This window comes from Streptomyces musisoli (assembly GCF_016741855.1).
Classification (GTDB): Bacteria; Actinomycetota; Actinomycetes; order Streptomycetales; family Streptomycetaceae; genus Streptomyces; species Streptomyces musisoli.
In genome coordinates, this window is record NZ_JAERRH010000003.1 from 140,294 (window position 1) to 160,186 (window position 19,893).

19 protein-coding genes and 1 tRNA gene are annotated in these 19,893 nt (G+C 72.2%); 7 read left to right on the forward strand and 13 right to left on the reverse strand.

Features of this window, described 5'->3' with window-relative positions:
* Window positions 1–587 precede the first annotated feature (587 nt).
* Window positions 588–869 carry a hypothetical protein gene (locus tag JK361_RS42365; protein WP_236052707.1) on the reverse strand — a complete coding sequence of 94 codons (282 nt, stop codon included), beginning with the start codon at window positions 867–869 and terminating at the stop codon, window positions 588–590.
* A 7-nt stretch (window positions 870–876) separates the two neighbouring features.
* Here JK361_RS42365 and JK361_RS42370 point away from each other — a divergent pair, with 7 nt between their 5' ends.
* On the forward strand, window positions 877–1,104 hold the full coding sequence (locus tag JK361_RS42370) for a peptidoglycan-binding domain-containing protein (RefSeq protein WP_307787226.1): 228 nt from the start codon (window positions 877–879) through the stop codon (window positions 1,102–1,104).
* Window positions 1,105–1,282: 178 nt separating this feature from the next.
* Here the strand turns inward: JK361_RS42370 and JK361_RS08870 are convergent, their stop codons facing one another.
* Together JK361_RS08870 and JK361_RS08875 are read right to left on the reverse strand one after the other, a co-directional pair.
* The gene (locus JK361_RS08870; protein WP_201815166.1) at window positions 1,283–1,951 is read right to left on the reverse strand and encodes an HAD-IA family hydrolase; all 669 of its coding nucleotides are present in this window, start codon (window positions 1,949–1,951) and stop codon (window positions 1,283–1,285) included.
* 170 nt (window positions 1,952–2,121) lie between these two features.
* Entirely contained in the window at window positions 2,122–2,703 is a 582-nt protein-coding gene (locus JK361_RS08875) for a TMEM165/GDT1 family protein (protein ID WP_201815167.1), read from the reverse strand.
* A 382-nt stretch (window positions 2,704–3,085) separates the two neighbouring features.
* Between JK361_RS08875 and JK361_RS08880 the strand changes: the two genes are divergently transcribed.
* Window positions 3,086–3,730, forward strand: coding sequence for an HNH endonuclease family protein (locus tag JK361_RS08880; protein ID WP_201815168.1), 645 nt, complete (start codon window positions 3,086–3,088; stop codon window positions 3,728–3,730).
* Between the two features lie 155 nt (window positions 3,731–3,885).
* Here the strand turns inward: JK361_RS08880 and JK361_RS08885 are convergent, their stop codons facing one another.
* The 3 genes from JK361_RS08885 to JK361_RS08895 form a co-directional block, all read right to left on the reverse strand.
* Complete coding sequence (locus JK361_RS08885; RefSeq protein WP_201815169.1) at window positions 3,886–4,500, reverse strand: DedA family protein; 615 nt, start codon at window positions 4,498–4,500, stop codon at window positions 3,886–3,888.
* Window positions 4,501–4,623: 123 nt separating this feature from the next.
* The gene (locus JK361_RS08890; protein ID WP_201815170.1) at window positions 4,624–5,076 is read right to left on the reverse strand and encodes a DoxX family protein; all 453 of its coding nucleotides are present in this window, start codon (window positions 5,074–5,076) and stop codon (window positions 4,624–4,626) included.
* Between the two features lie 343 nt (window positions 5,077–5,419).
* Complete coding sequence (locus JK361_RS08895; RefSeq protein WP_201815171.1) at window positions 5,420–5,650, reverse strand: DUF2277 domain-containing protein; 231 nt, start codon at window positions 5,648–5,650, stop codon at window positions 5,420–5,422.
* 93 nt (window positions 5,651–5,743) lie between these two features.
* Here JK361_RS08895 and JK361_RS08900 point away from each other — a divergent pair, with 93 nt between their 5' ends.
* Together JK361_RS08900 and JK361_RS08905 are read left to right on the forward strand one after the other, a co-directional pair.
* Complete coding sequence (locus tag JK361_RS08900; protein WP_201815172.1) at window positions 5,744–6,643, forward strand: ketopantoate reductase family protein; 900 nt, start codon at window positions 5,744–5,746, stop codon at window positions 6,641–6,643.
* Between the two features lie 85 nt (window positions 6,644–6,728).
* Window positions 6,729–7,070 carry a DUF8825 domain-containing protein gene (locus JK361_RS08905; protein ID WP_201815173.1) on the forward strand — a complete coding sequence of 114 codons (342 nt, stop codon included), beginning with the start codon at window positions 6,729–6,731 and terminating at the stop codon, window positions 7,068–7,070.
* 52 nt (window positions 7,071–7,122) lie between these two features.
* Here the strand turns inward: JK361_RS08905 and JK361_RS08910 are convergent.
* Window positions 7,123–7,194 (reverse strand) — tRNA-Val (locus JK361_RS08910).
* Between the two features lie 264 nt (window positions 7,195–7,458).
* On the opposite strand from JK361_RS08910, the gene JK361_RS08915 reads away from it, so the two are divergent.
* Together JK361_RS08915 and JK361_RS08920 are read left to right on the forward strand one after the other, a co-directional pair.
* Window positions 7,459–8,853, forward strand: a complete 1,395-nt coding sequence (locus JK361_RS08915; RefSeq protein WP_201815174.1) for a coiled-coil domain-containing protein — start codon at window positions 7,459–7,461, stop codon at window positions 8,851–8,853.
* An 80-nt stretch (window positions 8,854–8,933) separates the two neighbouring features.
* Window positions 8,934–9,524, forward strand: coding sequence for a DUF4383 domain-containing protein (locus tag JK361_RS08920; protein WP_201815175.1), 591 nt, complete (start codon window positions 8,934–8,936; stop codon window positions 9,522–9,524).
* Here the strand turns inward: JK361_RS08920 and JK361_RS08925 are convergent.
* From JK361_RS08925 to JK361_RS08935, 3 genes are all read right to left on the reverse strand, one after another.
* Window positions 9,512–10,624 carry an amidase domain-containing protein gene (locus JK361_RS08925; RefSeq protein WP_307787227.1) on the reverse strand — a complete coding sequence of 371 codons (1,113 nt, stop codon included), beginning with the start codon at window positions 10,622–10,624 and terminating at the stop codon, window positions 9,512–9,514. The genes JK361_RS08920 and JK361_RS08925 overlap by 13 nt on opposite strands.
* Window positions 10,625–10,799: 175 nt before the next feature.
* A complete protein-coding gene (locus JK361_RS08930) occupies window positions 10,800–12,098 on the reverse strand; it encodes a polysaccharide deacetylase family protein (RefSeq protein WP_372448697.1) in 1,299 nt (432 codons plus the stop codon).
* Between the two features lie 42 nt (window positions 12,099–12,140).
* Complete coding sequence (locus tag JK361_RS08935; protein ID WP_201816012.1) at window positions 12,141–14,348, reverse strand: transglycosylase domain-containing protein; 2,208 nt, start codon at window positions 14,346–14,348, stop codon at window positions 12,141–12,143.
* A gap of 210 nt (window positions 14,349–14,558) precedes the next feature.
* Here JK361_RS08935 and JK361_RS08940 point away from each other — a divergent pair, with 210 nt between their 5' ends.
* Window positions 14,559–14,777: an FmdB family zinc ribbon protein gene (locus JK361_RS08940; protein ID WP_201815177.1), complete on the forward strand. Its 219-nt coding sequence runs from the start codon at window positions 14,559–14,561 to the stop codon at window positions 14,775–14,777.
* 379 nt (window positions 14,778–15,156) lie between these two features.
* Here JK361_RS08940 and JK361_RS08945 read toward each other — a convergent pair whose 3' ends face one another.
* From JK361_RS08945 to JK361_RS08955, 3 genes are read right to left on the reverse strand one after another with little or no spacing between them, the layout of a single operon-like run.
* Entirely contained in the window at window positions 15,157–16,011 is an 855-nt protein-coding gene (locus tag JK361_RS08945; protein WP_201815178.1) for an HAD family hydrolase, read from the reverse strand.
* A complete protein-coding gene (locus tag JK361_RS08950; protein WP_201815179.1) occupies window positions 16,011–18,536 on the reverse strand; it encodes a phosphoribosyltransferase in 2,526 nt (841 codons plus the stop codon). Before JK361_RS08950 ends, JK361_RS08945 begins: the two co-directional genes overlap by 1 nt.
* A gap of 27 nt (window positions 18,537–18,563) precedes the next feature.
* Window positions 18,564–19,730, reverse strand: a complete 1,167-nt coding sequence (locus tag JK361_RS08955) for an HpcH/HpaI aldolase/citrate lyase family protein (protein ID WP_201815180.1) — start codon at window positions 19,728–19,730, stop codon at window positions 18,564–18,566.
* Window positions 19,731–19,893: the final 163 nt, after the last annotated feature.

Consider the following 19,893-nt stretch of genomic DNA (forward strand, 5'->3'; position numbering starts at 1 on the left):
TCCGAGGCACTGCGTGAGGCACGCACGGCCGAGGCGGCAGCGGCGGAGGACTTCGATCCCCTGCGCATACGCCCCTACGTGGAGGCCCCGCACACACCCCCGCCCACCCCACCCCAGACACCCCGGCCGGACCTGCACCCGGACCCGACCGACGGAACACAGGCGACCGGTGAAACCGACCGGGCCGATGGGACCGGTCGGGCCGATGGGACCGGAGGGACCGGAGGGACCGGAGGGACCGGAGGGACCGGAGGCGCCCTCGGGGCGAACTGGAGCGCCACGGCGGATGTGACGGGTGGCACCGACCGGACCGTCGCGCACGGGACCAGCGGCACGGACCGAACCGCCATGACCGCCATGACCGACAGGACCGACCGGACCGTCGCGGGCGGCGGGAGCGGCTGGGCGGTTGCGGGGGACGGGACCAGGAGCGATAGGGCTCATGGGGCCGGCGACGGGGCCCTGGTGACCGCGCCGGGTGCGCCCGAGGCCGGGCGGTCGCGGCGCCGCTCGCGCCGTACCGTGCTGCTGGCCGCGGGGGGCGCGGGGGCGGCGATCGTCGCAGCGGCCGGTTTCGCGCTGCTGTCCTACCACGCGCCGGCCCGCGACCGGGCGGCCCAGGAGGTCAGGGAGCGCATTCCGGACGCGACCACACACGCGCCCGCCTCGGCCGCGGCGCCGGCCCCGCCCGTCGCCCCCCGCTCGTCGGCGCCCCCTCCCTCCCCCTCGCCGTCGGCATCGGCGGACCCCAGCCCTTCCACCACGACCGCGTCACCATCGCCGTCACCGACCCCCACGACGTCGGCCGGCGCCTCCCGAACGCCCTCGCCCAGCCCGTCGGCGACGACGCCGGGCCCCTCGCGGACCACACCCTCCGTGGCACCGGTGCTGCGACGCGGCGACACGGGCCCGGAGGTCACCGAACTAGAACTGCGCCTGCGCCAGTTGAACCTCTACGGCGACCGGATCGACGGCGTCTACACCCGCCCGGTGGAAGACGCCGTACGCACCTACCAACTCGCCCGCGGCCTGCTGGACGACACCCTCGGCGAGTACGGCCCGGCAACCCGAAAGAGCCTGGAAAGCGAAACGACACCCCCGTAACCCACCCAGAGAACCGAAAAACCACGCACCCACCCGCACCCCACAACCCCGGCCCACGACACCCACCCAGGGGCGCGAGGAACTGCGCGACCAGCCACCACCCACCCGCACCCGACGACGAACCGCGCGCCCACCCCCAACGCCCCCGCGCCAAGAACAGCACGCACCGGACCCCCGCTCAGCCCAGGCGCAGCCGAACCGTGCCGTCGGCCGCCGCCTCGACCCGTACCTGCGTGAGATCCCGCACCGCCACGTCGGGCTCGTGGCGGACGGCCCGCGGACCGACGCCCACGACCCGCATCCCCGCCGCACGCCCCGCCGCGATACCCGCCCCGGAGTCCTCGAAGACGACGCAGTCGGCCGGGTCGACACCCAGCTCCGCCGCGCCCTTCAGGAAACCCTCGGGGTCGGGCTTGCTCGCGCCCACCGACTCGGCGGTGACCCGCACCGCGGGCAGACGCAGCCCGGCGGCGTCCATCCGGGCGGTGGCCAGGGCGACGTCGGCGGAGGTCACCAGCGCGTGCGGGAGCCCGTCCAGCGAGGCGAGAAACGCTCCGGCGCCGGCGATCTCGATCACGCCGTCGGTGTCGGCGGTCTCCTCCGCGAGCATCCGGGCGTTGTCGGCGAGGTTCTCCTCCACGGGCCGGCCGGGAAGCAGCAACGCCATCGAGGCGTGGCCCTGCCGCCCGTGCACGACGCTCATCACCTCGTCGCCGTCCAGCCCGTTCCGCTCGGCCCAGCGCCGCCAGATGCGCTCGACGACGGCGTCCGAGTTGACGAGGGTGCCGTCCATGTCCAGTAGGAGGGCGCGGGCGGTGAGGACAGTGGGCGTGGCGGTGGCCGGCATCGGCAGCTCCAGGTGCGTGAAGACCCCGTGCCGGAGGGGCGACGGGCGGGACAAGGCGGCCCCGCCCGCCGGTCAGGGAAAACGGGCGGGAGCCACTTTGTTCCCTCACGGTACAAAACCCGCCCGCGATTCCGCCACACCCTCCGGCGAGCATTCATCCGCCGTTCGCCTCAGCCGCGCACGGCCTCCCACAGGCTCCACACGCCGAGCGCCAGCATCAGCAGCGCCGCGATCTGCGTGATCAGCCGCAGCGGCACCCGCTTCATCAGGGCCTTTCCGCCGACGATGCCGAGTCCGGCGACGGCCCACAGACCGAGCACGGCCCCGAGCCCGACGGAGACCGGGTCGTCGTAGCGGGCGGCGAGGTTGGCGGTCATGATCTGGGTGAGATCACCGAACTCGGCGACCAGGATGAGCATGAAGCCCGTGCCCGCGACCTTCCAGAAGGACTGGTCGGCGGGCTTCTTCACCTCTTCCTCCTCCTCGCCCTTCTTCAGCAGCAGCACCGCGGCACCACCGAGGAACAGGACGCCGGTGAGGGCGTGCACGATCTGCTGCGGCAGCAGGTTCAGCACGCTGCCGGCCGCCACGGCGAGCACGACATGCAGCAGGAAGGCGGCGGCGACGCCCGCGAAGACGTACGAGGCGCGGTAGCGGGTGCCGAGGACGAGCCCGGCGAGTGCGGTCTTGTCCGGCAGTTCGGCGAGGAAGATGACGCCGAAGACGAGCGCCGTCACGGTGATGCTGATCAAGGGTCCTCAATCGGTCGGGCTGCCCCACCGAGAGTGCGGTACGTCACACGATGACACCTCGGCATGGCAGCACACATGGCACCCGTACCGGGGGGCACGGGCGTGCACTGCTTGCCGAAGGTCTCGCTGGCCGACCTCGATGAACGACGGTCCGCCTCCGGGCGCCGGCTCAGGCTCGCTGAGCAGTATGTCGACGGTCCGGCGAAGAGCTACTCCCCTTCTGCGCCACCCATCGTACGGGATGTGAAAGTTCGCCCATAAACCTTGTCGTGACATGAACGCGTCACTAACTTCTAACCAAGCGCTCACCCCCCGGTCACGCGACCCCGCGAGCATTCCCTCGCTCGCGTCCAACACCCCCACCCCACCAGGGAGTTCACTCATGCGGAAGTTCTACGCGCGTCGACGGACGAGCATACTCGCGGCCCTCACCGGCCTGCTGGCCTCCGTCGCCCTGTTCAACGCCCCGAGCGCCTCCGCCGCCCTCCCCACGCCGGTCAGCGCCGCCACCGCCCGCAGCTACCTCTCCCAGCTCACCGTGGCCACCGAGAACCGCACCGGCTACGACCGCGACCTCTTCCCGCTCTGGATCACCATCTCCGGCACCTGCAACACCCGCGAATGGATCCTCAAGCGGGACGGCTCCAACGTGGTCACCAACTCCGCCTGCACCGCCACCAGCGGCAGCTGGTACTCCCCCTACGACGGGGCCACCTGGACCGCCGCCTCCGACCTCGACATCGACCACCTCGTCCCGCTCGCCGAGGCATGGGACTCCGGCGCGAGCAAGTGGACCACCGCCCAGCGCCAGGCCTTCGCCAACGACGTCACCCACCCCCAGCTCCTCGCGGTCACCGACAACGTCAACCAGGCCAAGGGCGACCAGGACCCGGCCACCTGGATGCCGTCCCGCACGGCGTACCGCTGCACCTACGTCCGCGCCTGGGTCCAGGTGAAGTACTACTACGACCTCTCGGTCGACTCCGCCGAGAAGAGCGCGCTGACGAACTACCTGGCGAGCTGCTGAGACCCCGCACCGCCGACAGCGCCACAGGGTCCGCGGCCGCACGCCGGCCGCGGGCCCGCCCCGGCAGGCCGCTCCTCGCGCCGGAGCCGCACCCCGCACCCCGCACCCGGCGCCGGGCTCCGCGGCGAGCCGTTCAGCGACGCGCACAGGTCCCGTCAGGAGACCGGCCTGCGGCGCATCACGAAGCCCGCCACCGCGCCCGCTCCGAACAGTGCGGCGACCGACACCCCCGTGGCCAGCCAGGTCGCGCCCAGCCACTGGGCGCCGTAGTAGCCGAGCGCCACGCTGTACGCGGCCCAGGACAGGCCGGCCAGGGCGGACCAGGGCAGGAAGTCGCGGGCGCGGCGATGGGCGGCGCCAGCGCAGAACGAGACGACCGAGCGGCCGGCGGGGGCGAAGCGGGCGAGTACGACCAGCGCGCCACCGCCCCGGGCGAGCGCGTCACCGAGACGTTCCTGCGCGGTGGTCAGCCGCCGGGAGCGGGCTATCGCCCGGTCCAGCCGCTCCCCGCCCCGCCAGGCCAGCCGGTAGGCCACGGCGTCGCCCAGCACCGAGGCGGTCGCGGCGCACAGGATCAGGGCCAGGATGTCCGGCACCTCGTGCGGGACCCGGCCCGTCGCCGCACCGGAGCCCGCCGCGGCCGCCGTGCCGGCGGTGATGACGAGCACCCCGCTGGGCAGTACCGGCAGGAACACGTCGAGCAGCACCGACACGGCCACCACGGCATAGATCCATGGTCCGGCCGCCAGCGACCCCACGCTCTCGAACACGACGACTCCCGTCACTCCCCCGTTGACAGCCATACAGCGTACGCCGGGGGTGTGACAGGAGGTTCGCGGGGGGTGTGTGGGGTGATCACAGGATGTTCACGGCGCGGTGGCCGTCCGCGCCGGTCAGGCCGCGACCGTGGTCCGCTCCGCCGCGGGCCGGTCGTCCGCCGCCGCACGCCGGCCGACGACCCGGTCCAGGCCGAAGGCGCCGGAGCCGGTGAAGACCAGCAGGAAGAACGCCCAGCAGAACAGCACCGACAGCTCGCCGCCGTTCTGGATGGGCCACAGGGCGGCCTGCTGGTGGACGTCGAAGTAGGCGTACGCCATCGAGCCGGAGGCGATCAGCGCGGCACCGCGGGTGCCGAGGCCGAGCAGCACCAGGGCACCGGCGGCCAGCTGGATCACGGCCGCGTACCAGCCGGGCCAGGTGCCGGCCGCGATCGTGCCGCCGGTGCCGGCGGCGCCGCCGAGGACGCCGAACAGGGAGGCGGCGCCGTGCACCGCGAAGAGCAGGCCGATGACGATGCGGAAGACCCCGAGGACATAGGGCTGAGCGGCGTTGAGACGTGCGGACATGAGGGATGACTCCTCTTCGGTGTCTGTCGGGCCGGCCGGGGACTGGGGAGGCCGGTCGTGGGGGCGGCGGTACCGAACGGAGCCATAGGTTAGGCACACCTAATCAGTGCTTGCAAGTTCAACATCTGGCCATGTTGTGAACTTTCCACGCACGGCACGCGGGCATGCGGCAGCGGCGGCCCGGCCGCGCAACTCCTCGCCCGCTCATCGGAGATGGGGTCCGGGCCGGGCCGCTATGAGAGTGATCACATCGGCGGTCGCGCTCGCGCGGGGCCGCGCCCGTCCGGCGCCCCGCCGCTGCGGGGCCGCCTCCGCCCGGCGCCCGGCCGGTGCGGGGCCGCGTCTATCCGGCGCCCCGCGCGGACCGGCCCCGCACCTCCAGTCCGCCGAGCAGCTCCGCCGTGGCGCGGGCCACGGCGTCCACCGCCTCCTCGAAGACCTCGCGGTTGTGGGCGGCGGGGGCCCGGAAGCCCGAGACCTTCCGTACGTACTGCAGCGCGGCCGCGCGGATGTCGTCGTCCGTGGCCTCCTCGGGCAGGGCGGGCGGTCGCAGTGTCTTGATACTCCGGCACATGCCTCCAGTCTGGCGCGCCCCACCGCCCCCCTGAGAAGATCACGCGAAGGCGGCCACCGACCTCCGGGGCCGACCGTCGAAGGGAACAACTTCATGACGAACTCGCTCACCGTGGCCGTCCTCGGCCCCGGCGGCACCGGCGGCCTGCTCGCCGCCCTGCTCTCCCGCTCCGGCCACCGCGTGATCTGCCTGGCCCGGGAGGCCACGGCCGACGCCCTGCGCCGCACCGGCATCACGGTCCGCAGCCCGCAGTTCGGCGACTTCACCGCCCCCGTCGAGGCGGACACCGAGCTGCGCGAGCCGGTGGACGCATGCCTGATCACCGTCAAGCACACCGCGCTCGACGCCGCCCTCACCCGGGTCCCGCCCGCCGCTCTCGGCGACGCCCTGGCCGTACCGCTCCTGAACGGCGTCGAACACCCCGCCGCCCTGCGCGCCGGGTACCGCCCCGACCGGGTCGCGCCGGCCGTGATCCGCGTGGAGTCCACCCGGACCGCCCCGGGCGTGATCGAACACGGCAGCCCGTTCACCGAGGTCGACCTGGCCGGTCAGACCGTGCCCCGGGCCCGGCTCGACGCGCTGGCCGACCACCTCACGGCCTCCGGCGTGAACGCCCGGGTGGCCGGGGACGAGACCGCGGCCCTGTGGGCCAAGATGGCGTTCCTCGCGCCGTTCGCCCTGCTCACCACCCGGTACGGCGTCCCGCTGGGCGAGGCCCGCACCCGGCACCGTGCGGAGCTGGAGGCGCTGGTCGCCGAGGCCGCCGCGGTCGGCCGCGCCAGCGGCGCCCCCACCGACCCGGCCGGGGCCCTCGCCCGGTACGACGCCTTCCCGCCGGCCGCCAAGTCGTCCATGCAGCGCGACGCCGAGGCGGGCCGGCCGCTGGAACTCGACGCGATCGGCGGCGCGTTGCTCCGCGCGGCCGAGCGGCACGGCGTTCCGGTACCGGTGACGGAACGGCTGGTGCGGGAGCTGCGGGACTCCGGCCACTGACCCGGCGCCACCCGTTCGGCTGAACCTCGCCCCGGGCCCCCGTACGACCTCGCCACCCAAAATCGAACAGGCGTAGCATTGCCGCGTGGCTACGACCTATGAATTCCCCAGTGACCTCCTCGCCGGTCAGGAGGAGCTGCATCAGGTCCGGGCCGAGCTGTCGGCCCTGCTCAAGCGGTTGCCCTGGTCGGTCGAGCCGATGGACGGCTTCAGTGACGACACCGGCTGGCGCAAGGTGGAGCGGCCCGCCTCCCCCGGCTGGACGGAGGACGAGCAGGCCGAGGTGGAGAAGCTGCGGCGGCGCGAGCACGAGCTGGCGGTCTTCGTCAGCACGCACCGCTTCTGGGCCGAGGTCGCGGCGGGGGACCGCATGGCGGCCCGCTCCCGGCTGAAGCACGCCCACGAGGAGGCGGCCGCACAGGAGTAAGGGGGAGAGGAAACGAACCGGCCCCTCGGAGACTTCCGAGGGGCCGGATGTGTGGGCGCGGACGGTTTCGAACCGCCGACATCCTGCTTGTAAGGCAGGCGCTCTACCCCTGAGCTACGCACCCGGGACAGGTCGACAGCCTACATTGCCCGGTGGGCTGCACCGCAAACCGTCTTCGCCGCACCGCAAACCGTCTTCGCCGCACCTCGGGGGCCGCCGCGGAGGCCGTCTCCCCACTCCGCGACGACGGCGGTCCGCACCGGGTGCCGGTGCACGCCCCGGACGGCAAAGTCACGGTGCGGACGGCGAACTGACCGGCCCGTGTGTTCGTCTTCAACGGGTGGGAGAATGACAGCACCCAGGGCGAACCACAGCACGGGAGAGGGATGTGACGGCCACACCGGGCACGCCAGCGACACCGCCGTACCCGCCGTCGTCCGCCCTCCGGGCCCGGCGCCGCCGCTCCGCCCGGGGTGACACGCTCGCCCTGCTGATCCTGCCGGTGCTGGCCGCGCCGGTGCTGGCCGCCGCGTTCGCCGGCGGCGGCACCCGGCGCTGGTTCGGCGGCCGGGCGGAGAGCCAGCGGGCCGAGGCACAGGCCGCGAAGGACGCCGCCGCGGCCGCGTTCTACGAACTCGACACCGCCCAGCGGGATCTGCGGATCTCGATCGAGACCATCTCGGCCGTGGACGACTCCCCCGCCGCCCGCCGCGCCGTCTTGGACTTCGAGGCGCTCGGGCACCGGATCGACGAGGTCAGCCGGCAGTACATCCAGGCCGTGGACGCCCATGATCTGGACCGGGTCGACCTGGAGGCCGGCGCGGCCTCCAGGGCCCGCGCCGAACTGACCGCGGCCAAGGACGAACTGCTCCGGGTCCGGCAGGAACTGGACCGGTTCGGCGGCTCGCTCGGGCCGCTGCTCGGCAAGGCGGAGACCCAGCTGGCCCGGCTGGCTCCCGCGGTGGAGCGGGCCCGGCAGTCGCTGCTGGCCGCGAGCAACGCCCTGGACGCCGTGCGGGAGAGCAACCTGCGGGCCGACGAGCCGGCCGCGCGGCTGGCGGCCCTGTCCCCGGAGCTGACCAAGCTGAACCAGGGCGCCGGGCAGGACGGGGTGCAGGCGACGCTGGAGCGGGCCGAGCGGGTGCAGCGGGAGGCCGGGGCGATCCGGGCCGAGGCCGAGCGGCTGCCGGAGCGGGCCGCCGAGATCGATCACCGGCTGGTGTCCCTGCGGACCAGGGCGCAGGCGCTGACCACCCGGGCCGGACAGGTGGATCCGGTGCTCAGCGAGCTGCGGCGCCGGTTCGCCGCCGCCTGCTGGCAGGACCTCCAGCAGGTGCCCGCACTGGCCGCGGAGAACGTGCGGCAGGCCGAGCTGAAGCTCCGGGAGGCACAGGCGGCGCGGGACGCCCAGCGATGGCCGGACGCCACCTCGCTGCTGTCGACCGTACGGGCGCTGCTGAACGCCACCGACGATGCCGTTTCGGCCGCCGGCGACCGGCTGACCAGGCTGAACGCGGTACAGAAGGACCCGCATACGGAGATCGAGCGGACCCGGTTCGCGATCCGGGACGCGCAGCGGCTGGCCATGACCGGCCGTACGACCCCCGATCCGCGGCACGCCCGGCCGCTGGACGACGCGGTGGCCCGGCTGGAGCGGGCGCTCGACACGCTGGAGGGACGGCATCCGGACTACTGGCACTTCCTGACCGAGACGGAAGGGGTGCGGCAGGCGGTGGCACGGGTGGTGGCGCAGATCCGCGAGGAGCGCGGCGCCGGCCACTGATCCGTGCGTGTTGCCGGTGGGCCGGGGCAGGCGGATATTGATGGGACGGACGGCCTCCGCTAGCGCCCGAGGAGGCGGACATGGCCACACACACGGTGCACACGAGGAACGCCGGGGAACGCCGCCGCACGCGGCTGGACGACCACCTGCCGGTCGACCACCGGCTCAACACGGTCTACCGGATCGGTGCGGGCCTGATCGGCGGCTTCCTGGTCGCCTTCGGCATCCTCGGCCTGATCAACCACATCGGCCTCTTCGACACCGGTGGCAACACCGTCGCCGGGCTGAACTCCAACGGCGCGCTCAGCGTGCTGTCGATCTGCATCGGCGCGCTGCTGCTGGTCGGGATGGCGATCGGCGGGAACTTCGCCTCGACGCTGAACATGATCCTCGGCGTGCTGTTCCTGCTGAACGGCTTCCTGTTCCTCGGCCTGCTGGACACGGACAGCAACTTCCTGGCGTTCAAGATCCAGAACGTGTTCTTCAGCTTCATCGTGGGTCTGCTGCTGATGACCTTCGGCATGTACGGCCGGGTCGGCTCGGCGCTGCCGCACGACAACCCGTACTGGCGGGCCCGCCACCCGGAGCCCTCCCCGTCCGGGCAGCGGACGCGGCACGAACTGCGGGAGGGACAGGAGCGGCAGGGCCCGCCCCCGGATCAGGTCCGGTAGGCGTAGAACGCCGCGGTCGGGTACGAGGCGACGAGGCTGGCCACCGACCTGTTGTAGGTGTTGGTCGAGTGGTAGCTGACGTACGGCACGCCCCGGCTGTCACGGTACGTGACGATCATCGAGTGGTCCTTCGACCCGTCCCGGTTGAAGTCCATCTGGAGCACGTCGCCGATGTCCAGCTGGTAGACGTTGGCGAGGCTGGTGGCCCGCTTCGAGGACAGGGCGAACCAGGAGAACTCGTTGACACCGATGAACGAGTCCGACTGGATCTCGGAGTTGCCGAACCACTTGTGGAAGTCGTTCGTGTACCCCGGCACGTGCTTCCAGCCGCCGGCCTTCAGGGCCTGGCTGACGAAGTTGGTGCAGTCGCCGCCGGCTCCCGCACCGTTGAAGTCGGGGTAGTCCGGGTTGTACTGGTTCCAGTACTTCGCCGCGTACGACACCATGGCCTTGTAGTCGTACCCGGTCCCCGTGAGGTTCTTCCGGTTGGCCGGCGCGGGCCAGGTGGTGGCCGAGCGGGCCGCGCTCGGCGGGCCGTCGTCGGCGGTGGTCCGCACCTTGGCGACCTCGGGCTTGGCGACCTGGTTCACCGCGAGGTAGCCCTGGTCGGTGTCCTGGATGCCGGTGAGCTGCCAGTTGCCGTGCCGGTCCGCCGTGAAGGTCAGCTCGTGGTGAGCGGTGAAGCCGGTCGACTTCGGGCTCTTGGCGCCCGCCTTGTCGTAGGTCAGCGACGTGGTCTCCGTGACGGCGACCTTGGCGTGCCGGCCCTTCACCTGGGTCGCGTCGAGCGTGACCTTGGTGCTGCCCGCGCGGTACGCCTCACCCAGTCGGGCGAGCCGGCCCCGGCGGCTGCGCAGCTCGTCCAGCGCCGACTTCTGCTCCTGGTTCTGCCCGCCGGACAGGCGCACCGAGCCGGAGAAGCCGGAGGTGTGCCGGGTGTCCCCCTGGTCGGCGCCCTTCACCAGGGCCTGCGTGCGGTCGGTGAAGACCGCGTCGGCCAGCCGCTGGAAGGTCGCCTTGGTCGCCGCGTCCACGGTCGGGTCGTCGGTCACCGCCGCGCCGGCGCTCCAGTTGGGCACCAGGGCCACACCGGCGACCACCGAGGCAGCGGCGGCGGTGATTATGGCGGTACGACTCCGCTTACGGCTCAGTCTTCTTGATTTCAATGATGTTCCCCTCTACGCCGGTACACATACCGGGAGAGGGGCATCTTCGCACGGCGGGAGTGGCGGTTGTGAAGGGGGTTGCACAAGTGGAACCCGCCGTGCTGACTTGTTACTTGACGACCGCCGACCAGTCCGGCGACTGGGCCGGGTCGAGGGTGCGCAGGGCGGCCAGGGTCGCCGGCTTCTGCACGTCGAGCCAGTCGGCTAGCTCCTTGAAGGACACGCACTTCACGCCCTCCTTGGTGCACACGTTCTTGACCACCTGGTCGATGGACTTCATGTAGATGCCGCCGTTCCAGTCCTCGAAGTGGTTGCCGACGAACAGCGGGGCGCGGCTGCCGTAGTAGACGCGGTTGAAGCCGGCCATGTAGGAGTCGACGGTCTGCTGCTCCCACTCGGGGAACTTGGCGGCGTCGCCCTGGGTCTCCCCGTCGGACTGGTTGTACAGGAAGTTGAAGTCCATGGACAGGCCCTGGAACTTGCCGCTCTCGTACGGCAGCATCTGAAGCGGGAAGTCCCAGATGCCGTTCTTCTTCGACGGCCATATCTGGAAGTCGCCGGGCGAACTGGCGTCGTAGCGCCAGCCGTAGCTCTTGATGGCCTTCAGCAGGTTCGGCTGGCCCTCCAGGCAGGGCGCCCGGCCGCCGGTGACCTCCTTCTTGAAGTCGAAGGGCAGCGCGGGGACGTCCTTGAAGCCGGTGTTGGTCTTCCAGTGCTCCACGAAGGAGTAGAACTGGTCGATCTCGCTCTTCCACTCCTGCACGCTCCAGTCGTCGCCGCCCTTGGCGCCGCAGAAGTGGCCGTTGAAGTGGGTGCCGATCTCGTTGCCGTCCTGGTACGCCTTGCCCAGTTCCTCCACCGTGGTGCGGATGTGGTCGTCGGTGGCGTAGTCGATCGCGGCGTCGCCCGGGGAGTGCATGGGGCCGTGGTACAGGGCCTTCTTGCTCTTCGGCAGCAGGTAGATGCCGGTGAGGAAGAAGGTCATGTGGGCGTTGTACTCCTTGGCCAGCTCCCGGTAGTGCGAGAACAGGTGGTCGCTGCCCTCCAGCGCGCCGTCCCAGGAGAACACCACGAACTGGGGTGGCTTCTCACCGGGTTTGAGTGGCTTCGGTATCAACTGCCCCTTCTGCGGCCCGGTGTAGGAGGTGGAGCCGTCGCCGAGGATCTTGGTCTTGCCGTCCCACTCCGGGGTCGGGCTGGCCTTCGGCGCGGTCGTGGGCTTCTTCCCCGCGGCACCGGCCGGCGTGCTGCTGCTGTCCGTGCCGGACAGCGCCAGGAACCCGGCCACCAGCGAGGCCGCGACGAGGAGTGCGGCCAGCGTCAGGACCTGTGGCCGGGTGGCACGGGGCGTACTGCGGCTGCGGGGGGCTCGGCGGCGGCCTGACGACGACGACATCTTGCGGGGCATGCGCGGCTCATTCTGCGGGAGGGAGGGTGGACGGGTCACGGCTCAGCCGAGACCCGTCGCGGCCGACCAGAGGGCATACGGGACGCTGCTGGCGGACGTACCGGCCAGGCCCTTGAGCGGCAGCGGCTCCAGGGACTTGGCCAGGTCGATCCGGTAGACGACGATCGCGGTGGACACGGAGTCGGCCGTCCCGACGTACCAGGCGGCGGTGTCCTTGTCGTTGGCGCCGGCCTTACCGGACACCCCGGACCGGCCGGCCGCCGCGTCGGGATGGGCCGTGCGGAAGGAGTCGCCGAGCGCCTCCGTGACCTGCTCGGCCACCGTGGCGCCGACCGCGCGTCTGGGGCGCGGGGTGGCCAGGGCGATCGGGGAACCGTTGCGGGTGATCCGGCGCACCGAGTACGGCTCGGTGTGGTTGCCGCCGGCGGCGAAGGTGGCGTAGCCGCTGGCCATCCGGATCGCGCTGGGCGTGGAGTTGCCCAGCGACAGGGCGGGCACCTGGGGTCCCATGCTGGAGGACAGCAGTCCGGACGCCTCGGCGGTCTGGCGCACCATGTCCAGGCCGGCGTCCATGCCGAGCTGCATGAACGGCGTGTTGACCGACTTCGCGAGCGCCTCGCGCAGCGTGATGTCCCCGTACGACTTCCCGCCGTCGTTGTGCGCGGCGACCTTCTTGCCGCTGCGGTCCCAGTACGGGCCCTCGGGCGTGGTGACGGGCACGCCGTCGTCGCCGTCGTAGACGCTGTCGGGGGTGACCGGCGTGGCGGGTCCGCCGCGGGTCTTGTGCACGCCGTGTTCGAGGCCGGCGGCGTAGACGAACGGCAGGAACGCGGTGCCGGCCGGGACCGTGGTCGCGTTGGACTCGTTGTAGCCCTGCTTGCGGTGGTCCGGGCCGCCGTAGACGGCGAGGATCCGGCCGTCCGCGGCCACCGAGGCTGCACCGTAGTGCCCGTTCTTCGCCGCCGCCGGATTGCCCGCCTTGGCGTCCTTGCGGGCCTTGGTGACGGCGTCGGTGAGCGTGCGCTCCCGCTTGCGGTCGAAGGTCGTGTAGATCTGGTAGCCGCCCAGGTCGAACTGCTTGTCCGTCAGGTGGCCGGCCTTCTTGGCGTACTGCGACGCCAGCTCCACCAGGTAGTCGCTCTGCGCACCGGTGTTGTACAGCGGGTTGCTCTTGAGCGGTTCGGGGAACTTCGTGTACTTCGCCCGTTCCTCCGGGGACAGCTTGCCGATCTTGACCATGCGGTCGAGGATCCAGGACCAGCGCTCCACCGACCGCGCGTGGTTGGCCTTGCCGAGGGTGGGGTCGTAGAGGCCGGCGCCCTTGAGCAGCGAGGCGAGCATGGCCGCCTCGGAGGCGTTGAGCTTGCTGACGTCCTTGCCGTAGTAGGCCTGCGCGGCGCGCTGGATGCCGTAACTGCCGCGGCCGAACCAGCTGGTGTTCAGATAGCCCTCGAGGATCTCGTCCTTGCTCATCTTGTTGTCGAGCTTGAGGGCGATCATGGCCTCGGTGAATTTGCGGCTGATCGTCTGGTTCTGGGTGAGATAAACGTTCTTCACGTACTGCTGGGTAATAGTGGATCCACCCTCGGTGTCCCCCTGCCCCAGAGTGCGGAACACGGCCCGGGTGATGCCCTTGGCGGATATGCCCGGGTCCGAGTAGAAGCTCTCGTTCTCCGCGGCGAGTACCGCCCAGCGGACGTCCTGGGGGATGTCCTTCAGCGGCATCGCCTGCCGCTGCACCCAGCCCGTGCGGGCCATGGGCGTGCCGTCCGACCAGAAGTAGACGTTGTCCTGCTGGGTCGCGTACGAGTTCAGGTTGCTCGGTATGTCCGTCATCGCGTACGCGGTGACGAGGAACGCGCCGAGCAGTCCGAACGAGGTCAGGACGGCGCCGATCCACTGGCGCCAGGAGGGCATCCAGCGGCGCCAGCCGGTGCGGCCGGGGCGCGGGTAGACCGGCTTCAGGCGGCGCGCGTAGGGGGCTATTCGGCGCGTGTACGGGGCCAGCGGGGCCAGCAACCGGCCGACCGCGCCCGTGACCGCGGCGGCGGCCGCGCCGGCGGCCGGGGCGTCCCCCCGCCCGGCGGAGCGCGTGCTGCGCCTGCGCTCCGCCCGGCCGCCGCCCGGAGCGGGTGGCTCCGGTGGCGCGGGAACGCGCAACTGCATCGTCTCGTCCGCCCTGAGAGCCTCGACTCTCAGATGCAGCGTCTCGTCGGCGTCCAATGGCTTCTCGCCACGGCCACCCCCCATGGGGCCGTCCTCCCCCTGCGACGCATCGGTCACGCCTGCGTCTCCCTCCGCACTAGGTCTTGCTCGCGCGGGTGAGCTGAGCATCCTCGCAACGGCGTTCACAAATTATCAGTAACGTTTTCGAATGCCCTGCACATATGCCGGATAGAAAGCAACACTCATGAAACATTGAGATGCCCCCGGTCGGGCCTTGACGGCTAACCTGGGCACATGCCTCGCTACGAGTACCGCTGCCGGACCTGCGGCGACACGTTCGAACTCAACCGTCCGATGGCGGAGTCCGCCGCTCCCGCCAGCTGCCCCGCGGGCCACGACGACACGGTGAAACTGCTGTCGACGGTGTCTGTGGGCGGCGTGTCGAACGCCCCCGCGCCGGCCCCGCGGGCCGGCGGGGGCGGAGGCTGCTGCGGCGGAGGCTGCTGCGGCTGAGCGGACCGCTACGGCTGGGCAGGCCGGGCAGGCTGCTGCGGCTGGGCAGGCCGCTACAGCCGGCAGGCTGCTGCGGCTGGGCAGCCCGCCCCCACCGAGCAGCCTGCCCCCGCCGAGCAGCCGACGGGCGTTGGCCAACGCGTGTTGACCTGGGCCCGTCGGCTTTCGTCCGGTGATGTGCGGGTTTGCTCCACAGTTGTTGACCTTCGCCCGTTGGCCTACAGGTGTTGGTCTACGGGCGTTGGCCCACGCCCGTTGGCCTCCATCCGTTGCCCCACCCCTGCACCTGTGGGGGTTGACCCACGAGCGCCACGAGCGCTGGTATACACCTGTTGGTCCACGGGCGTTGGCCCCCATCCGCTGGCCCGCACCCGTTGGTCTACGGATGTTGGCCAACTTCCGTGGACCCTGCCGTGGAGCCTGCCGTGGACCCCCGTGCCGCCCTCAGGAATTCCCTGAGGATGCGCTCCCCCGCCAGCACGCCCCGCTCCGGCAGCGCGCCGATCCGCGGCGCGCCCCAGCCGCTGTCGGCCAGTTCGCCATGGCCGGGGCGCCAGCCCCGGTCCGCCGCCAGCAGCAGGTCCGCGTCGAGCAGCGAGTCCCCGGCGGCCAGGGTCAGCTCCGCGCCGGTGCGGCGCGCCACCTCCCGGACGGCCGCGCTCTTGGTCAGCGGCTTCGGGACGGCGTAGATCTTGCGGCCCTGGAGGGACACCGTCCAGCCGCGGTTCTCCGCCCACACGGCCAGCTCCTTCACCCAGTCCGCGGGCAGCAGCTCGCGCTCGACCACCAGGTAGGCGAAGAGGTCCTCGGCGACCCGGTGCTTGCGCACCCACACCGGGTCGGCGGAGCGCAGCAGGTGCTCCTGGACCTCCGCCAGCGGCGCGCACTCGTCGGCGAGCCGTGCCTGCACGCCCGCGTGCCAGCCGGCGTCCGTGACCCCGTCGACCAGCAGCTGCCCGCCGTTGGCGCAGATCGCGTACTTCGGCGGCGGGCCGGGCAGGTTGATGCGCTGGTACTGCTTGCGCGTCCGGGTCGTGGTCGGCACGAAGACGGCCGTGTCGCCGAGGTCGGCCAGCAGCCCGGCCGCGGTCTCCGTCATGTAGGAGAGCGGCTTGGCCTCGTGCACCTCCACGCACAGCAGCCGGGGCGCCCGCGCGTCCGGCATGGTCAGCGCGAGGGCCGCCGAGGAGTAGATGAGCGTACGGTCGAGGTCGCTCGCCACCAGCACCGGCATCAGAGTTTCACCGCCTTGCCGTCGGCGCCCGTGGCGCCCCGCGTGTACCGGGGGTGGATCAGCCCGACGCAGGTGTAGGGCAGGTCGCCGGCCTCCTCCACCGGCACGCCGCGCTGCTCGGCGAGCAGCCGCACGTGGTCCAGGTCGGCGCCGGCCCCCGCCCGGGCGAGGATCTTCCACGGCACCCGGCGCAGCAGCACCCGGGTGGTCTCGCCGACGCCGGGCTTGACCAGGTTCACGTCGTGGATGCCGTACTCCTCGCTGATCCGCTCGACCGCCCGCCAGCCCGCCCAGGTCGGGGTGCGGTCGGCGGCCAGCAGCTCCTTCACCGCCTCCTCGACGGTGTCCGCCACCTCGGGGAAGCGGGCGGAGACGGCGTCCAGGAAGGCCACGGAGACATCGGCGCCGGCGAGTTCGCGGTAGAACTTGGCGCCGTGGAAGTCGTCCGGGCCGACGAGGTCGGCGCGCAGGACCGTCCGCGAGATCAGGCCGGAGACGGTCGAGTTCAGGCAGGCGGAGGGGATGAGGAAGTCCTCGCGGGTGCCGTAGGTGCGCACGCAGGAGCCGGGGTCGGCGAGGACGGCGATCTCCGGGTCGAAGCCGGTGATGCCCTCCTTCGCCTCGAACTCCTCCACCGCTTGGGCGAGTTCGCGGGTGATGGCGCCCTTGCCGGTCCAGCCGTCGACGAAGACGACGTCCCGGGGGTCGTGGTGGGCGGCGAGCCAGCGCAGCGCGTTGGCGTCGATGCCCCGGCCGCGCACGATCGAGACGGCGTAGTGCGGGAGGTCCAGTCCGTGCCGGAACCGGGCCCAGCGGCGCATGAGGATGCCGACCGGGGTGCCCGCGCGGGCCAGGGAGACCAGCACCGGGCGGGGCGAGCGCTCGGCGATGACGGTCTCGGTCACGACGCCGACGGCACGGGCGATCCGGGCGGCCGACGCGTCGAGGGCCGCGTGGAACAGCCGCTGGTACTGCTCGCTGGGCTGGTACTCCACCGGCAGCGACTCGGCGTAGTGCGCGCCGCCGCTCTGGATGGCCTCCTCCCGCTCCTCGGTCGGCGCCTCCAGGGTGACGGCGGAGAGGTCCTGGAGCAGCCAGCCGACCTCCTCCGGTGCGTACGAGGAGAATGCGGGGCCGCGGAGGGGCTCGGGCAGCATGGCCGGCCTTTCGGGGGCGTGCGGGACGTACGACGGTACGACCGCGAGCAGGACGTGCGGGGCGTGCGCGGCGAGTCGGGCCAGCAGGCCGTCGGGCGCGTGCAGGGCGGGGGTGTCGGCGACGGAGTCGACCACGGCGACCACGGCGTCGAAGCCGCCGCCGGCGACGTTGTAGGCGTAGCGCTCGCCGGGGCCGTCGGCGGGGTCGTCGTGGGCGGCGAAGACCAGGCGGCTGCGGATAGCGTAGCCGGGGTCGTCGACCGCGAGGACGGGCGAGCGAGTGGTGGTGGAGAAGCGCACCTCGGCCGCTGTCAGCCGCTCCAGCTCGTGGGCGAGGCGCAGCGGGGCGTACATCAGCTCCTCGAAGCCGAGGACGAGTACGCGACCGGCGCCGTCGGGCAGGGCCTCGCAGATGCGGCCGGCCATGGCGGGCAGCGCGGCCTCCAGGCGGGCCCGGTGGGCGGGCGTGAAGCCGTGCCGGCCGCCGTCGGGGAGACCGGGGGGCCAGTGCAGGTCGACCTCGGTGACGCGGTGCGGCCGTGGCGGCTCCCCGGGGGCGCCCGGAGCCGTGGGACCGGCCGCGGCGGGGCCGGCGGACGGACCGGCCGCGGCGGGGCCGGCGGACGGACCGGCCGCGGCGGGGCCGGCGGACTCGTGCCGGGCGACCAGCTCCTGGCCCTTCTCCAGGACGCCCTCCGGCAGGGTCACGGTCCCGCGGGCGGCGGCGATCACCTCCACCCGTGCCCCGAGGCCCTCGGCGAACCGCCGGAGGCGTTCCGTGTCCTCGGGCGAACGCATGTCGACCAGCGCGACCACCACGTAGCGCCGTCGCGGATAGCGCTGGTGCAGGTCACGGATGGTGTTCAGGACGGTGTTGCCGGTGGAGAACTCGTCGTCGACGAGAACCAGCGGGCCGGTGCCCGACAGCAGCCGCGGGTCCTCGGGGAGCAGCAGGTGCGACGTGGCGTGGGAATGCGACTCCTCGAAGCCGCCCGCCGGGGCCACCCCGGCCACCGGCCGGCGGGTGGAGTGCAGGTACGGCGCCGTACCCAGTCCGTCGGCCACCGCGTGGCCCAGCCCGGTCGCGGTCTCCGCGTAGCCGAGGACGACCGCGGTGGCCGCCTCCGCGTCGCCGAGCAGGTCACGGACGCGGCGGCCCAGCCGCAGACCGTGGTCGTAGACGACGGACGGCGACTGGGGGACGTGCTTGCCGAGGACGTTCGAGACCAGCAGGTGGGCCCGCTTGGGGTTGCGGCGCAGGGCCAGCCCGAGCAGGGCCGGCAGCCCGTCGTCGCCCACGAGTGCGACCCCGAGCCGCTCGGCGACCCAGGTGCCGGACCAGACCCCGTCGTTCACTGCGTTGTTCATGCGTTCCTTGGTGAGGTGGCGAAAGGTTCAGCCGGGTATTCCGGCGGCGAGCAGTTCCACGAAGCCGACGTCCTCCTTGGCGACGCCGAACGCCTCGGCGCGCAGCAGGGTCCGCTCGGCCCAGGCGCGGTGCGGCTTCACCTCGTTCATCTTGTTCGTGTAGGCCGACCGGAGTACACCCCCGCCGCCGCGTTCCGGCCGCAGGATGTCCTGTGCGTCGCTGAACTCCTCGTGGCTGACCACGGAGAGCGCGTGCACGGGCAGGACGTGGGAGGGGTGGATGCAGGTCTTGCCGAGCAGGCCGTTGGCCTGGTCGAGGGAGATCTCCCGGAGCAGTCCGTCCATGGCGTGCTCGATGAGCCTCTCGCGCAGCTCGACGGCCTGCACCTCAAGGAAGGGGCTCTGCCTCAGCTGTGGCTTGAACATGCGCTCGGACGCGCGGAAGTACTCCCAGACCGGACCGGTGACGGTGAAGCCGGTGCCGTCGGCCCGGGCGAGCATGTTCACGACGTCGGCGATCACCGAGGCGACGATCTGGACGTCGTAGGCGGTCATGTCCGGGGCGCGGCGCAGGCCGTAGGAGGAGCAGAAGTCGGTGACGCCGAGGCGGAGGGCCAGCACCCGGTCGCGGTACTTGTCGACGGCCCGGGAGATGCCTTCCAGGGTCTCCACGCGCGACTCGCGGTAGAGCAGCTCGGGCGACTCCAGGACCGGCATGGCGAAGAGCCGGCGGCCGCCGGCGTTCTCGGCCGCGGTCAGGGCGTCCAAAAAGGGGGTGCCGCGCTCTTCGGTGAACTTGGGCAGCACGAACCCGGAGAGCAGGCGCACGGCCGGGCCGAGGCGGTGGGTCAGGTCCGGGATCTGCTCGGGGGCGCGCACCCGGATGAACAGCAGCGGCGGCTGGGCGCCGGGCCGGGCGGCGAGGTCGGCGAACTGCCGGACGAGGTTCTCCTCGCCCGCCGCGACGTCCGCGTCGTCGATGGAGTCCTCCAGGCACAGCACCATCGAGACCACGCCGCTCGCGGCCTGCTTGAGGATGTCGTCGGCGAGCCGGGGCCGGGTGGCCGGGCTGTACAGCGTGGCGCCCAGGGCCGCGGCGAGCAGCCGGGCCGGGGAGTCGGCGGTGAACGCGCACGGCTCCCGGTGGAAGAGGCGCTGTCGCACCTCTGGGGCTATGTGCCCGAAATGACGCATTTGACTCCCTCAAGATGCGAGCCGAGCCTCTGGGTTCGGTAAAGGGTGGCCGGTAATAGTACGTAGGGATCCATGTCGGGGGTTCCCGGCGGGCATGAATTTCCGGTGACTCGCCCGTGTCGGCGCATAGCCCCCCGCATTGTCGTGACCAGGACCGAGAGGG

Bases quoted from the DNA above. Each gene is read 5' to 3' on its own strand.
- JK361_RS08945 (WP_201815178.1), bottom strand. From the start codon at position 16,011: ATGCCGGTGCTGGTGGCGAGCGACCTCGACCGTACGCTCATCTACTCC.
- JK361_RS08955 (WP_201815180.1), bottom strand. From the start codon at position 19,730: ATGCGTCATTTCGGGCACATAGCCCCAGAGGTGCGACAGCGCCTCTTC.
- JK361_RS08935 (WP_201816012.1), bottom strand. From the start codon at position 14,348: ATGGGGGGTGGCCGTGGCGAGAAGCCATTGGACGCCGACGAGACGCTG.
- JK361_RS08880 (WP_201815168.1), top strand. From the start codon at position 3,086: ATGCGGAAGTTCTACGCGCGTCGACGGACGAGCATACTCGCGGCCCTC.
- JK361_RS08900 (WP_201815172.1), top strand. From the start codon at position 5,744: ATGACGAACTCGCTCACCGTGGCCGTCCTCGGCCCCGGCGGCACCGGC.
- JK361_RS08920 (WP_201815175.1), top strand. From the start codon at position 8,934: ATGGCCACACACACGGTGCACACGAGGAACGCCGGGGAACGCCGCCGC.
- JK361_RS08870 (WP_201815166.1), bottom strand. From the start codon at position 1,951: ATGCCGGCCACCGCCACGCCCACTGTCCTCACCGCCCGCGCCCTCCTA.
- JK361_RS08890 (WP_201815170.1), bottom strand. From the start codon at position 5,076: ATGTCCGCACGTCTCAACGCCGCTCAGCCCTATGTCCTCGGGGTCTTC.
- JK361_RS08950 (WP_201815179.1), bottom strand. From the start codon at position 18,536: ATGAACAACGCAGTGAACGACGGGGTCTGGTCCGGCACCTGGGTCGCC.
- JK361_RS08930 (WP_372448697.1), bottom strand. From the start codon at position 12,098: ATGCCCCGCAAGATGTCGTCGTCGTCAGGCCGCCGCCGAGCCCCCCGC.
- JK361_RS08940 (WP_201815177.1), top strand. From the start codon at position 14,559: ATGCCTCGCTACGAGTACCGCTGCCGGACCTGCGGCGACACGTTCGAA.
- JK361_RS08895 (WP_201815171.1), bottom strand. From the start codon at position 5,650: ATGTGCCGGAGTATCAAGACACTGCGACCGCCCGCCCTGCCCGAGGAG.